Genomic DNA, 13,556 nt, shown 5'->3' on the forward strand with positions numbered 1-13,556 from the left:
AAATGCCAACTACTAATAAGTATCCGACAATAAATTCAATGAATGCAGCTAATACAATGAAAATATCATAGGGAAAACCAAATTTAGGAACTCCATGATGCTGGATTATGCTAATGGTTAATTCTGGATATACCCATTTTTCCACTGCAATCCAACATAATGATAATCCCGTTCCTAAATAGAGAATGGGAAGCCCCAATCTTCTATCTTCGTTTTTTCTATAGGGAGGACACCTATATAGAGAGGTAAAAGCCGTAATCCAGCATATGGAAGACCCCAACCTCAGCTGTTACATATACAAAAAGTCCTAAAAGAAAGCTTGCACCTAATTTTGTTGAAATATGGTGTGGAATCAACAGGAGAATCATTGAAAGGATAATCCAGAATATTTCTAATGTTGATGTTACTTTAAACTCAGGCGCAAAAATAGACCCATTCATTATCTGCAATAGGAGAGCTATTGCTGTTCCGTATCCATTCCCTATCTTCTATACATTTTGTTCGTAGTCTTTGATAGCTCTGTGAACATGTTAAACATGTCGATATACACTTTATGGTTGTCCGCATTTGGCTTATAGAGTCCTTGCATGGGAATGCACTCTTTAATAGATTCTAGGGTATTGACCTCACCTATACCTTGCAAGGCAACCCAAGCTGCTCCCCATGCGGAGCTTTGATGACTAACTGGAACTTGTACTTCCTGATTAAAAACATCCGCCGTTATTTGAAGCCATAGTGGCGAACGGGCAAATCCTCCACTTGCAAGGAGTTTGGTTGGCTTGCCAGCAAGTCTTTCTAGCGCTTGTCCGACATGATAAACGCTATATATAACTCCTTCCAACCCAGCACGAATAATATGTTCTCTTTTGTGCCTTAATGACAGTCCAAACAGATTTCCTCTTACCTCTGAATTCCAAATCGGTGCTCTCTCCCCGTTTAAATAGGGAAGAAATAATAACCCCTCCGCTCCGGGACCCACTTTCTCGGCTTGAGAAAGGAATGCCTCATAACTTTCATGACTTCCGAGTGTTTCCTTTAACCATTGTAAAACGATGCCACCGTTATTAGTAGGACCGCCAATAAGGGACATCGAGTCGGTAAAGGTGTAACAAAATGTTTGTTGAAGAGCATCTGTTTTGGGTTGAGCAACTAATTGCCTAATAGCTCCACTTGTACCAATTGTGATGGCGACCTCCCCTGGATCAATGGCACCAACTCCCAAATTTGCGAGAGATCCATCACTCGCCCCAATTACAAACGGGATGTCTGTTGGCATTCCTGTTTGATGAGCAATCGCTTTATTTAAGCCGGTAATAACTTCTGTCGGTGGGACTGGCTTAAAGAGTCGATCCTCTGTAATACCAGCTAGCTTTAACGCATCTTGATTCCATGTTCGTTTATGTATGTCAAATAAACCTGTTGCAGAAGCAACCGCATAATCAACCACCTTGCACCCAAACCAGCGGTATAAGATAAATTCTTTTATGGACACAAATGTTGAGGCTGCAAGATATGGGGTGAAATTATTTTCCTTCATCCACATGAGTTTCACTAATGGAGACATAGGATGAATGGGTGTTCCTGTCGATTGATAGAGAGATAGACTATGCTCATTTAATTGAGAAGCTTGTTTTGAGGCACGTCCATCTGCCCATGTAATAGAATGAGATAAAGGTTCCCCTTCATTGCTCATACAAATGAGAGAGTGCATAGCACTCGACAAACCAATCGCCAAAATGGTACTTGAATCTATTTTACTTACTTCAATTAAATGATGAAGTACAGCAATTGTTGCTTGTTCAATTTCTAAGGGATCTTGTTCAACCCAATTAGGATTGGGCGTGTATAAGGGGTAGGATCTCTCGTGCTCAGCTACAACATGACCACTCTTTGTAAAAGCAACCGCTTTCACACTAGTTGTTCCAATATCGAGTCCAATAACAATAGAACGGCTCATAAGATACACCTTCTTCATTCATTACCTTTTCAGGTGAAATTTTCATTTAATTAAAGCTTACATTATCATAAAGAGACAAGAAAAACATACGTTTCAAAGAATTATTGCTGGTAAAAAATATTATTCTTGCAAAATCGTGGTAGTTTATGTTAATAACGGTTATAATAGGATATAAGGGATAAACCCTTTGGGTCTCCTGGTGATTAGACTCATTGGCGAAAAAAGCGTGAGACCTAAACAGGAAGGATGACCGATATGACAAGTGTGTTCTATCAAGCGAAAGCTGGAGACGGATTTCAAAAGAAGGGTCTGAAGAGAACCAATTTCTTCTTTAACACCCATCAAGAAGCTGTATCAGAAGTTTTAGCCCTAAAGGAAAGAATGGATGATACTTACAAGAATGATATCCAATGGGATTACAACGGAGAGATTACAGGCTCATCATCGAAAATGAAGATACTTAGAGGATACTTAGGTGGGGACCTGGAAACAAACCCGTTTTACCTTCAAATAGTATCTACTGAACAGACAGATAAAGTTAAAACCATTACTCCAGGCAAGCCTAAAAAGCTTACACCAAAGTATAAAAAGGTAATAAAAAGAGTTGAAGAGTTTTTAAAATAAACATATATGAAATAGGGGCAGGTTCATTTGAACCTGCCCCTATTTTTGTTTAGAAGAGTAGCTTAAAGAGCTGATTCCCAAAATAGAAACTAAAGCCTAGTAAACAAAGACCAGCAGTAAAGGTAATGGATCTTATTAAGTTTTTATTCATGAGTCGTTTGGAGAAGTGGACAGTGAAAATGACATTTAGATTTCATAAAAAGAGTCCGAGTATAATTGCAAAGCTACAGATGATCGAGAATACAAAGGAATGATGGGTGATTAGAGTTTGGAGGGAAGTCCCATACCATTTTTTACTAACTTTTACAAATTCTAAATTTTGAGTTGTTTTTTTATGTAATACTTTAAGAGTAGGTGTTTTTTAATAAATATTTTAGGGAGGATTAAAAAAGAATGATAAAAAAATTGTTTAGTAGTCTTTGTTGCATTTTTATTTTATTATCTTTTGGGCCATTTAAGAGTATACAGGCAGATTCATTAAACAACTTGGAACAAATTTTTGATCAAGAAATTGATGTTAAAGAGATTAATAAGAATATTAAATTCCGAGAAAAAATGGGCTTGAAGAGTGATCAGAATTTTGTTGAATATTTACTGAAGAATAAAGATAGTTACTTTGAAAAGAACAGTTATATCCTTACTGAAGAAGAATTTACTGAAATTAACAAAAGAACAGATATGCATGAAATAGAACTTCCTAAAATAAGGAATTATTACAGAAAGCATTACTGACAATTTTACAATCTATATCGATCAAAAACATCAAGGTAAAATTTATATTGGTTTTACTTCAGATCTAAAAGAGGGTGTTCAAAAAGTCCGGCAAAAATAGCTTCAAATTTCTTCGTCAGCTCGTCTCTCCGCTCCTCACGTATACAAAACATACGCGCAGGAAGCTCAAGACTTCGCTTCCTCGAACTTCTTTGCTCTTTTTGTCCTCCTTTTTGAACAGACTCTAAAAGGTGAAGACAAACAAAAAACAAAAGATTTATCTTCTGCTCCTGAAAAAATAATTATCTATCAAGTTAAGTACACACAAAAGGATTTGCAAAATTTAACTAAAAAGCTATTTAGTGATATTTAAGTGCTTAACAATAAAAACATAAAATTAATTAGTTCCACTACCGACATAAAAAAAGAAAGAATTGTTTTAGGTATTGAAGATCCAACAAAAGATGGATATTAATTCGGAGGCTAATACTATGAGAGTATTATGGATTTCATTTATTCTATTATTAGTTTCATGTTCTCAAGGAGAGTCAAATTCGATTGAAGGAATAGAAGGTGAAATTACTATAATAGATTCAGAGTCAATGAATCTATATGTTTTTAATGATGACCTATGGTGAAGTGGAACTTAAAACAAATAAGAATACTTCCATAGTCTTTAATAATAATAGAAGTGCTGAATTTTGGGATCTAAAAGTAGGACAAATTGTGAAGATATTTTATGAATCAGAACCAATTGATTCACAACCTCTTCAGGCCACAGCTGCTGAGATTAAAATAATTAAGTATAAGCTTTAATATGCGAGTCGGCAAAATAGCTACTAAATATTGCTTTTGTGTGACCGGAAGTTGTTTAGTGTATATAAAATGAGGTTTATACAATATGTTGGTGAATATCCGACAAAGTTAAGTCTATTCGAATAAAAGATATGAAGAATGGATTAGCTATTAGAGGGTGTTCAAAAAGTCCGGCAAAAATAGCTTCAAATTTCTTCGTCAGCTCGTCTCTCCGCTCCTCACGTATACAAAACATACGCGCAGGAAGCTCAAGACTTCGCTTCCTCGAACTTCTTTGCTCTTTTTGTCCTCCTTTTTGAACAGACTCTATTAAGCTAATCCATTGTTTACTTTTGACTTAATAATACTTCATTCCCATTTAAACACATAACTAGCTATAGCAAATCCTCCGATTAACCAGGCTGATAGGATCAAAGTTTCAAAGCCAAGAGCTAAAAATGGGGTACCAATATTCATTGTTTCCCTGAGTGCTGAGCTTAAGTGAGCAATTGGTAGTATTTTTACAAAAGGTTGTAAAAACTCTGGCATGTTACTAATAGGGAAGAAAACTCCACCTAAAAACAACATAGGAAAGGTGACAAACCCAGCGATTGGTCCAGCACTTTCTGGATTTTTCGCGATACCTGCAATGATAAAACCGAGTGACATAAATGCGAGTGTTCCGAGCACCACAAAGAAAATGAGAGCAAGCCAGGATCCAGCAACATCAATATCAAAGACAAGGTTAGCAATTAGGAGAACAAGTAATGCTTGGCTTCCGTTCAAAAACAATCGGGCGGTTATTTGAGCAGCAATAAAGGTAGAGGCTTTGAGTGTGGTCCCTTGCATTCTTCTCAAAATTCCTCGTTCACGCCATGCAGCAATTTGCCCAGCGACACCATTCATATTGTTGCTCATAATCATCATTGCAACAATTCCAGGCACTAAAAAGTCTACATAACGAATCGTTTTTGCCTCAATACCAAATGATTCAATTGTTATGGTCGGTTCGTAGCTAACAAGGTCTTTGCTATATTGGTCTATAATTCCGTTTACAACAGTCAAGCCAAGCTCGGCTGCTGCCAAATTGGTCTCATTATAATAAACAGGAAGTGGATAGGGAGCTTCATCCTCTGTTTCTGTTTCAGAACCATACCCTTTTGGTATTTCTAGCAAGAGAGGAACATCCCCATTTTTTACAGCAGATTTCCCTTCCTCTACGCTATCATAGTAGGTAACTGTAATACCCTCATTTTTTTTAAATAATTCTTCTAACTGAATAGAAGTTTCAGATTGATCATCATTCACAATTGCAATGCTAAGAGACAAGTTATTCCCTCCTCCGACAAATGTGCCAAGAGCAAGCATTAAGATAATTGGAAAAAGTAAAGTGAAAAATAGAACCTGTTTATTTCTTGAGAAAATGCGTAATTGTGCCAGTGTTAACTGCAAGTAGGCTCTCATGATTCTCGTAAGCTCCTTCCTGTCATATGAATGAATACATCCTCTAAAGTAGCGGACCTAGTTTGAAGCTCTTCTATGATCACATTGTGATCGGACACATAGTGAATCAAGGCAGTTAGTGACTTTTGAAGCTCATCCGTATATAACTGAACATATTTGTCACGAATCCCAACTTCCTTCACACCATCCAACTGTAAAAATGAGTCCTTTTCAGGAGGACTGGCGACTTGAAACTCAATCGTACTGCTAGATTGAAGCTGCCTCACTAAATTTGTTGGCGTATCCAATGCAATTAGTTTACCTTGATCCATAATTCCAATCCTGTCACACAAGACATGAGCCTCGTCCATATAATGTGTGGAGAGGATAACTGTTTTTCCTTGATCCTTTAAACGTAAAATAATATCCCATAATGTGCGTCGTGCTTGTGGGTCAAGTCCAGTAGTAGGTTCATCCAAGAACACTACTTTTGGATCATGAATCAAGGCTAAGGCGATTGCCAAACGCTGCTTCTGACCACCTGATAAGCCTTTCACTCGATCCTTTCGCTTCTCAGCTAAAAGCATATCAGTGATTAGTTGTTCTATGTCAAGGTGTCTTGGGTAAAAGCTAGCGTATAAGTGTAGAATTTCCTCCACTTTCAATAATTCAAACAGGGAAGTGGATTGAAGTTGTATTCCAATGACTTCTTTGACCTTGTTAATCTCTTTTTTTACATCAAAACCAGCTAAAAAAGCTGTGCCTTCGTCGGGCTTACGAAGACCAACTAACATCTCAATTGTGGTTGTTTTACCAGCACCGTTTGGTCCGAGAAGTCCGAATACTTCTCCTTTATAAACTGAAAGATCAACACCATTTACTGCTGTAAAGGAGTCATATCTTTTTACAAGTCCCTTTGCCTCAACCATTATTTCTTGTGTCACTCTAGCCACCTCAATCTATTTTCCATTTAGGTTTCAAAAAAGAAACAGCCCTATATAGGACTGCTGATTTACTTAAGCTTATTATACTCGATGGAAATCTGATCGCCAATTATTAACAGCTTTTTTGATTTCATTTGCAGATAAATTTTCATCAATAGCTCTTGTAACTAATGCAGGGTATTCTTCATCACTAGCAAAACGAAGGGCAATGATTTGTCCTAACGTTAAGCGGGGTTCAGCTATTTTACCTGTAAGCTGAAAGCTACGAAAGTTTTCTTCATTACGAATAATACGATCCTGTAGTTTTAATCCATAACCTCTTGCCTTGATCGCGAGAAGTAGAAAAATAACAGGACTTAATAGGACAATGAAGCTAAGTAGCATTTGTTCACCCAGATTTTGAATGAAGAAGATGACAGATAAGATAAGGCTAATAAGAATGGATAGAAGGATGCCTCCATGGAACATTGGGAATTGTCTGTGATTATCATAGCTTTGTTTTTTCACGTATGTACCTCCTTTTGGTCTTACTTTTATTATAAGGGTTTAAAGCTGATTCTGTACAAATTATATAGGCTAAGTTGTATAGTTAGAACAAAGAGCATGAATTTAAGGAGAATGAAATTGTGACTCGATTAAATCCGGAAGAAATTGAAGAGTATTTAAAGAACCAAAACGGGTGGAAGCTAGTAGAAGAGGTATGGATTCAAAAGAAATATCGATTTAATGAGTATTTAAGGGGAATTGAGTTTGTACATGAGGTGGCGAAGAGGTCTGAAGAAGTTAATCATCATCCGTTCATTTCGATAGATTATACGCTTATTACGGTGAAAATGTCGTCATGGAAAGCTAGAGGGTTGACACAGCTAGATTTCGAGCTAGCGATGATTTATGATCGAATCTATGATGAGATAAAAATGAAAATAGATTCAAGTGACAAACACAAAAAAGTTCTTGATACAAGCTCAAGAACTCGTTCTCTTTAAGATGATATTTACCTTTTATTTATACAATTTTAAGGAAGTCTTTCAGAAATATTGTTGGGACATAGATGATGTAAGTCAAATTCAAATAGCACCTTTTCACGTGTTAGCACATAGTAAAGAAGCATTTTTCCAAAAACCACATACTTTGCATATGGAAATGAACGGAGAGTTTGCCGGGATTTCAAAGTTTTTTGTTGAAACGGAATATAAAATTATTACCGATGAAGCAAGTGAAGCTGAGGTCATACAGTGGTGGGAAAGCCTAACAAGTGAAGGGCACGAAGGAATCGTCATTAAGCCTTTTAAATTCACTTCGAAAAACAAAGGAAAACTTCTTCAGCCAGCTATTAAAGTACGTGTACGTATATATCTTAACATTATAGAGGATGTTCAAAAAGTCCGGCAAAAATAGCTTCGAATTTCTTCGTCAGCTCGTCTTTCCGCTCCTCACGTATACAAAACATACGCGCAGGAAGCTCAAGACTTCGCTTCCTTGAACTTCTTTGCTCTTTTTGTCCTCCTTTTTGAACAGGCTCTTATATATGGCATGGATTATTTACTTCCCGAAAATCTTGTGAGGCTAAAAAATAGGAACACAGGTAAAAAGCAAAAGCTAGCCTTAATCGAGTTTGCTTTAGGTATTGAGGGAATCAAACGATTTGTAAACGGTGAATCCTTAGAAAGAGTCCATGAATGTGTTCTAGCAACATTAGCTATGGAATCTGACCGGATTGATCCTAGATTATGATAGACTCAGGACTTACTTATTTGATTAAGGCTTTTTGCATCCAGAAGAATAAACCGTAAAATTAGTAAATACTTCCTTAGTTGTTAGTAGAGAATAGTAAGGAGCTCTTTTAACAAACCTAATTATATCGAAACATATACAAAAAAGGGGACCTAATGGATGACACTGACACCAGAACAACGAATAGAACTCCATGGATTTAATAATCTTACTAAATCGTTGAGCTTTAATATGTATGACATTTGCTATACGAGAACAACTGAAGAGCGGGATTCATACATTCACTATATAGATGAACAGTATAATGCGGACAGATTGACCAAGATTTTATCAAAGGTTACTGAAATGATTGGGGCTCATATTCTCAATATTGCAAAGCAAGACTATGTTCCGCAAGGATCTAGTGTAACGATTTTAGTATCAGAGGGTCCAGTTGATGAAGCACCCAAAGAAGCATTTGAAGAGTCACCTGGTCCAATCACTGGAAATGTTGTGGCTCATCTTGATAAGAGTCATATCACCGTCCATACATATCCTGAATACCATCCTGACGCCGGAATTAGCACGTTCCGAGCCGATATTGATGTTTCCACTTGTGGGGAAATATCTCCACTGAAAGCCTTGAACTATTTAATTCATTCATTTGAAACGGATGTAATGGTTATAGATTACAGAGTCCGCGGCTTTACCAGAGACGTGACGGGCCATAAATTATTTATTGATCATGATATCAATTCCATTCAAAATTATATTCCAGATGAGGTTCAACGGTTGTATGACATGATTGATGTGAATGTATACCAAGAAAACATCTTTCATACTAAATGCAAGCTGCGACAATTTAATTTAGATAATTATCTATTTGGACATAAAAAAGAAGAACTCCCGCCTGAAGAGCAACTCGAAATTACGAAAAAGCTCAAGACCGAGATGGAAGAGATTTTTTATGGCAAGAACATTACCTATTGATCATGTAAAAACTGTTTAATAACTGTAATGATAAGTTGTTAGTCCACTGAAATGATGTAGAAAAAGTAAATTAAAAATTATAGAAAGAAGGTTTCCAGGCTGCCGATAAATTCTAAGGCAGCCTGATTTGTTTGTTACATATCGATTTCATTGTAAAGAAAAACGTTAACAAATCTATCAAGCTACTAATATAGTACATGTGACAAATTAGTCTGAAAAGATACAAATATCGACAAAACATAGGATGAAAGAAGCGGTGAATAAAGTCGATACTGATCGTTTTATAGTTCCATTGATTTAAAAAGATTCATTTTACTAGAATAGCCAATCATAATCTTAATTTACACTAATTACATGTTTATGTTATCAAAACTTCAAACTACTAAACTATAATCAGTTTTGTAGATTGTACATAAAACGATTGGAGGTATGTAAATGTTTAAGTCTAAATTATCAAAGAAATTAATTCCGTTTGCTGTTGTTTCTTCGTTAGCATTAGGAAGTCTAGCAGGAACTTTTGCAACAGCAGAAGCAAATGGTGATTCTAGACGTGCAGAAGTAAAGAATGTAATCTTCTTAATTGGTGATGGAATGGGTGTTTCTTATACATCTGCCTACCGTTACTTAAAAAACACTTCTACAAATGAGTATGTAAATGGGACTTACATGGATCAATATCTTGTTGGTCAACAAATGACGTACCCAGAAGATCCAGCACAAAACGTTACGGATTCGGCATCTGCTGCAACAGCTATGTCAGCTGGGATTAAAACATACAATAATGCGATTGCTGTTGATAATGATGGTTCTGTTGTGAAGACAGTATTAGAGGCTGCTAAAGAACGAGGGAAAGCAACTGGTCTTGTAGCAACTTCTGAAATTACTCATGCTACACCAGCAGCATTCGGTTCACATGATGAGAGCCGTAAGAACATGAATGCTATTGCTGACGATTACTATCAAGATTTAATTGCAGGGAAGCATAAAATTGATGTACTACTTGGTGGTGGCACAGCCCTATTTAAGCGTGCTGACCGTGATTTAACGGAAGAATTTAAAAATGATGGCTTCAGCTATGTTACTAACAAAAAAGAATTAATGGCAGATAAAAATCAGCAAGTATTAGGTTTATTTGCTCCAGGTGGAATGCCAAAGATGATTGACAGAACGGAAGACATTCCATCTCTTGAAGAAATGACAAACTCTGCAATTAATCGTTTAAACAAAGACAAAGACGGATTTTTCTTAATGATCGAAGGAAGCCAAATTGACTGGGCAGGCCATGACAATGATATCGTTGGGGCTATGAGTGAGATGGAAGACTTTGATAAAGCTTTCAAAGCAGCCATTGAGTTTGCAAAGAAAGACAAGCATACATTAGTTGTTGCAACAGCTGACCATTCAACTGGTGGTTTCTCTATCGGATCTGACGGAATTTATAACTGGTTTGGTAAGCCAATAACCGCTGCAAAGCGTACTCCTGATTTCATGACAGCTGAAATTATGAAGGGTGCGGACGTGGAAGAAACATTAAAGAAATACATTGACCAGAATATCTTAGCCTTAACTCCTGAAGAAATTAATGCAGTTAAGACATCTGCTACAACAAAAAAGCCAATAGAAATAGATAATGCAATTGAAAATATCTTCAATAAGAGATCTCATACAGGCTGGACAACAGGTGGACACACTGGTGAAGACGTTCCAGTATATGCTTTCGGACCTGCAAAAGAACGTTTTATGGGCCAAATTGACAACACAGATATGGCTATTAACATTTTTAACCTTTTAGGATATGGTAAGAAAAATAATCATGATAATGACTAATAGGTAGTATTTGAATGAAAGAACAAAAAAATTCCCGTTGTTAGTTGATAACAGCGGGTAGTTTTTGCCTTTTGTGCACAATGGTTGGAAGGGGATTTTTGTGAGGAAATATTTCATTTTATTGCTCTCATTTACATTATTCGGATGCTCAAATAGTTCGTTTCAAGAAGCGAATGCTCCTCATGAAAAAGAACAAGTTCTTTCTCAAAAAAAGATAAAAAGAAGTGATGTGTATGTATCAAATCCACAAGTACCAGATGATCGCACTTTGCTTAAGGTTGGAGATTCCTATTCTGACCGAAAAGGTGAGATTACTTTACATGCAATAGATGACTTAGATAGAACGTATAATATTGGTGACATCGAGATGACGATTAAAGATGTAAAACTTATTCAACTTGTACCAGATTACAGTCTAATCGATTACTTTCACACACTAACACATGAAGAACAGTTTGTTTTTGCTAAGGTGTATGTAGAAATTAAAAATAACAGTTCAGAAAACTTGAACTTTGCACCTGTAGCCATTTTTGAAACAAGTGAAGGTGAAAATATACCATGGGAAAATGATATTTACCTTGAAGACTTGAATGGAGTTATCGAAGGTCAGGAGCAGAAATTCGGTAACATAGGTTTTATTCTTGAAAGGTCTAAAATTGATTCACTAACTATTACAACAAGCGATGTATTTAATAAAGATGAAGATAAAATTCAAGATGCAGAAAAAATTAAGATTGATTTCTAAAATAGGAACTAAAGAATGCCAGCTAATAAGCCGGCTTTTTTTTGTAGATATTTTTATATAGTTTGGTTCATCCAAGTCCAGAGCCCTAAACCACTAAAATGCTATTCATTACTAATTTTTTTTAGGATAAAAAAATTCTTCCGGTGAAGATTAAGAATGCATGATGTTCATTATGAGGAGGTTCTACAATGAAAAAATTAAGTACACTTTTCTTGAGTGCGCTTCTTATTTTAGGAGCATTGTCTGGTTGTAATACAGAAGACGATGAATCTGCCCAAGATTACGATAATAGAAACGACTTTTTAACTGGAGATGACGTGAATTATCACTCAGGAAACAGTCGAACAAATTCGGATGGAAAGCTAACAGGTAGTACGGCATCTAGTAAGCCTTCAGGACATCATGACCCAAAGATTTCCACTAATCATCAGCAAAATCAACAGCGTCGAAATATGGGTTATCAAAACAACAGACAACAAGGTCAAAACCCAACAACGAATCAAAGTGCTGGTGGAAATACGAGCCAAGGACAAGCAGCTACTCCTAAAGCAAATGCGGGCCAAGGGAATTCAACAGCACCTGGAGGAACCGGACAAAAAGCAGCCCCAGCGCCTGCACCATCTGGTGATATGATTACTCAAGTGGTTCAATTAACAAATCAAGAAAGACAAAAGAATGGTCTGGGAGCTCTTTTGGGAGATTATTCTGAATTACAAAAAGCAGCCCAGATGAAATCAGATGATATGGCCCAAAATAAGTATTTCTCCCATACTTCGCCAACATATGGATCACCTTTTCAAATGCTAAAGGACTTAGGAATTGAGTATCAAGTAGCAGCAGAAAATATTGCTGCCGGACAACGCTCAGCTCAAGAAGTAGTGACGGCTTGGATGAACAGCCCAGGGCATCGACAAAACATTTTAAATAAAGAAATCACTCACATTGGGGTAGGCTACGCCACTTCAGGAAGCTATTGGACGCAGTTATTTATTAAGAAGTAAAAGAAAAGGGCCAGCATTAAGCTGGTCCTATATCTTATTTTTGAAAGGACAAACCTGATAATGCAAATTTTGAAGCTGCTATTGCATGAATCTGGGTTGTGTCAAAAAGAGGTATGGATATATCATTTTGTCCAATGAGTAAGGGTATTTCTGTGCACCCAAGTATGATTCCTTCTGCTCCATCTGAAACTAATCTATTTATGATTTCGATATATTTCTTCTTTGAAGATTGACTAATTTCTCCTTTACATAGCTCGTTGTATATTACGTTGTGAACAAGAGTTCGATCCTCTTCACTCGGAATGACTACTTCGATATTATGCTCACTTAATAATCTATGATAAAAATCTTGTTCCATTGTAAATCGAGTGCCAAGAAGTCCGACTTTTTTTACTTTTTGTTTCTTAACTTCTTCCGCGACAGTATCAACAATATGAAGAAGTGGAATATTTACTGCTCTTGAGATTTCCTCTGCCATTTTATGCATCGTGTTCGTACAAATCACGATGTTATCAGCCCCGCCTTTTTCTAAAGTCCTGGCAGCCTCAATCATCTTTTTCGTTGCTTTGTCCCATTCCCCGCTGTGTTGAAGGTTCACCATCTCTTGGAAATCAAATGAATAGAGCAGACATTTTGCCGAATGTAGACCGCCCAACTCTTTCTTTATAAATTGATTGATATAGCGATAATATTCAGAAGTTGACTCCCAGCTAAGTCCCCCGATTAAACCAATTGTCTTCATTTTTAAACGTCCCCTCTCTAGTCTTCTTATGAGAATCGTAGCATGTTACACTGGTTTATAATAG

General features: G+C 36.6%; 17 protein-coding genes and 2 pseudogenes. 11 read left to right on the plus strand and 8 right to left on the minus strand.

Annotated elements, in window-relative coordinates:
• Nucleotides 1-199 (minus strand): annotated as a pseudogene (locus ACOI1C_RS16195) (hypothetical protein); the annotation flags it as partial.
• A 282-nt stretch (nucleotides 200-481) separates the two neighbouring features.
• Nucleotides 482-1,957 (minus strand): gluconokinase, encoded by a 1,476-nt coding sequence (locus tag ACOI1C_RS16200; protein WP_422511635.1) that lies wholly within the window; start codon nucleotides 1,955-1,957, stop codon nucleotides 482-484.
• A 255-nt stretch (nucleotides 1,958-2,212) separates the two neighbouring features.
• On the opposite strand from ACOI1C_RS16200, the gene ACOI1C_RS16205 reads away from it, so the two are divergent.
• Both ACOI1C_RS16205 and ACOI1C_RS16210 read left to right on the plus strand, forming a co-directional pair.
• Complete coding sequence (locus tag ACOI1C_RS16205) at nucleotides 2,213-2,581, plus strand: hypothetical protein (protein ID WP_422511637.1); 369 nt, start codon at nucleotides 2,213-2,215, stop codon at nucleotides 2,579-2,581.
• A 393-nt stretch (nucleotides 2,582-2,974) separates the two neighbouring features.
• Complete coding sequence (locus ACOI1C_RS16210; RefSeq protein ID WP_422511639.1) at nucleotides 2,975-3,313, plus strand: hypothetical protein; 339 nt, start codon at nucleotides 2,975-2,977, stop codon at nucleotides 3,311-3,313.
• Between the two features lie 53 nt (nucleotides 3,314-3,366).
• Here the strand turns inward: ACOI1C_RS16210 and ACOI1C_RS16215 are convergent, their stop codons facing one another.
• Nucleotides 3,367-3,564 carry a hypothetical protein gene (locus ACOI1C_RS16215; RefSeq protein ID WP_422511641.1) on the minus strand — a complete coding sequence of 66 codons (198 nt, stop codon included), beginning with the start codon at nucleotides 3,562-3,564 and terminating at the stop codon, nucleotides 3,367-3,369.
• Between the two features lie 219 nt (nucleotides 3,565-3,783).
• On the opposite strand from ACOI1C_RS16215, the gene ACOI1C_RS16220 reads away from it, so the two are divergent.
• Both ACOI1C_RS16220 and ACOI1C_RS16225 read left to right on the plus strand, forming a co-directional pair.
• Nucleotides 3,784-3,930 (plus strand): hypothetical protein, encoded by a 147-nt coding sequence (locus tag ACOI1C_RS16220; protein WP_422511643.1) that lies wholly within the window; start codon nucleotides 3,784-3,786, stop codon nucleotides 3,928-3,930.
• On the plus strand, nucleotides 3,917-4,108 hold the full coding sequence (locus ACOI1C_RS16225) for a DUF3221 domain-containing protein (protein WP_422511701.1): 192 nt from the start codon (nucleotides 3,917-3,919) through the stop codon (nucleotides 4,106-4,108). The genes ACOI1C_RS16220 and ACOI1C_RS16225 overlap by 14 nt, the downstream gene beginning before the upstream one ends.
• A 76-nt stretch (nucleotides 4,109-4,184) precedes the next feature.
• Here ACOI1C_RS16225 and ACOI1C_RS16230 read toward each other — a convergent pair whose 3' ends face one another.
• The 4 genes from ACOI1C_RS16230 to ACOI1C_RS16245 form a co-directional block, all read right to left on the minus strand.
• Nucleotides 4,185-4,343 (minus strand): hypothetical protein, encoded by a 159-nt coding sequence (locus tag ACOI1C_RS16230; protein WP_422511644.1) that lies wholly within the window; start codon nucleotides 4,341-4,343, stop codon nucleotides 4,185-4,187.
• A gap of 113 nt (nucleotides 4,344-4,456) precedes the next feature.
• Nucleotides 4,457-5,551 carry an ABC transporter permease gene (locus ACOI1C_RS16235; protein ID WP_422511645.1) on the minus strand — a complete coding sequence of 365 codons (1,095 nt, stop codon included), beginning with the start codon at nucleotides 5,549-5,551 and terminating at the stop codon, nucleotides 4,457-4,459.
• Nucleotides 5,548-6,459: an ABC transporter ATP-binding protein gene (locus ACOI1C_RS16240; protein WP_422511702.1), complete on the minus strand. Its 912-nt coding sequence runs from the start codon at nucleotides 6,457-6,459 to the stop codon at nucleotides 5,548-5,550. The genes ACOI1C_RS16235 and ACOI1C_RS16240 overlap by 4 nt, the downstream gene beginning before the upstream one ends.
• A 96-nt stretch (nucleotides 6,460-6,555) precedes the next feature.
• A complete protein-coding gene (locus ACOI1C_RS16245) occupies nucleotides 6,556-6,981 on the minus strand; it encodes a DUF6526 family protein (protein WP_422511646.1) in 426 nt (141 codons plus the stop codon).
• A gap of 119 nt (nucleotides 6,982-7,100) precedes the next feature.
• Here ACOI1C_RS16245 and ACOI1C_RS16250 point away from each other — a divergent pair, with 119 nt between their 5' ends.
• The 7 genes and pseudogenes from ACOI1C_RS16250 to ACOI1C_RS16280 all read left to right on the plus strand — a co-directional run bounded on the left by ACOI1C_RS16250 (nucleotide 7,101) and on the right by ACOI1C_RS16280 (nucleotide 12,750).
• Nucleotides 7,101-7,460 (plus strand): 4a-hydroxytetrahydrobiopterin dehydratase, encoded by a 360-nt coding sequence (locus ACOI1C_RS16250; protein ID WP_422511647.1) that lies wholly within the window; start codon nucleotides 7,101-7,103, stop codon nucleotides 7,458-7,460.
• A complete protein-coding gene (locus tag ACOI1C_RS16255; RefSeq protein WP_422511648.1) occupies nucleotides 7,408-7,872 on the plus strand; it encodes a hypothetical protein in 465 nt (154 codons plus the stop codon). The genes ACOI1C_RS16250 and ACOI1C_RS16255 overlap by 53 nt, the downstream gene beginning before the upstream one ends.
• Before the next feature lie 126 nt (nucleotides 7,873-7,998).
• A pseudogene (locus tag ACOI1C_RS16260) lies at nucleotides 7,999-8,208 on the plus strand (polynucleotide kinase); the annotation flags it as partial.
• 159 nt (nucleotides 8,209-8,367) lie between these two features.
• On the plus strand, nucleotides 8,368-9,177 hold the full coding sequence (gene speD, locus ACOI1C_RS16265) for an adenosylmethionine decarboxylase (RefSeq protein WP_422511649.1): 810 nt from the start codon (nucleotides 8,368-8,370) through the stop codon (nucleotides 9,175-9,177).
• A gap of 435 nt (nucleotides 9,178-9,612) precedes the next feature.
• Nucleotides 9,613-11,004, plus strand: a complete 1,392-nt coding sequence (locus ACOI1C_RS16270; RefSeq protein ID WP_422511650.1) for an alkaline phosphatase — start codon at nucleotides 9,613-9,615, stop codon at nucleotides 11,002-11,004.
• A 100-nt stretch (nucleotides 11,005-11,104) separates the two neighbouring features.
• Entirely contained in the window at nucleotides 11,105-11,749 is a 645-nt protein-coding gene (locus ACOI1C_RS16275; protein ID WP_422511651.1) for a hypothetical protein, read from the plus strand.
• Between the two features lie 188 nt (nucleotides 11,750-11,937).
• Entirely contained in the window at nucleotides 11,938-12,750 is an 813-nt protein-coding gene (locus tag ACOI1C_RS16280; RefSeq protein WP_422511652.1) for a CAP domain-containing protein, read from the plus strand.
• A gap of 34 nt (nucleotides 12,751-12,784) precedes the next feature.
• Here the strand turns inward: ACOI1C_RS16280 and ACOI1C_RS16285 are convergent, their stop codons facing one another.
• Nucleotides 12,785-13,492, minus strand: coding sequence for an aspartate/glutamate racemase family protein (locus ACOI1C_RS16285; RefSeq protein WP_422511653.1), 708 nt, complete (start codon nucleotides 13,490-13,492; stop codon nucleotides 12,785-12,787).
• Between the last annotated feature and the right edge of the window lie 64 nt (nucleotides 13,493-13,556).

It is taken from the genome of Bacillus sp. DJP31 (assembly GCF_049310945.1).
Taxonomy (GTDB): domain Bacteria; phylum Bacillota; class Bacilli; order Bacillales; family SA4; genus Bacillus_BS.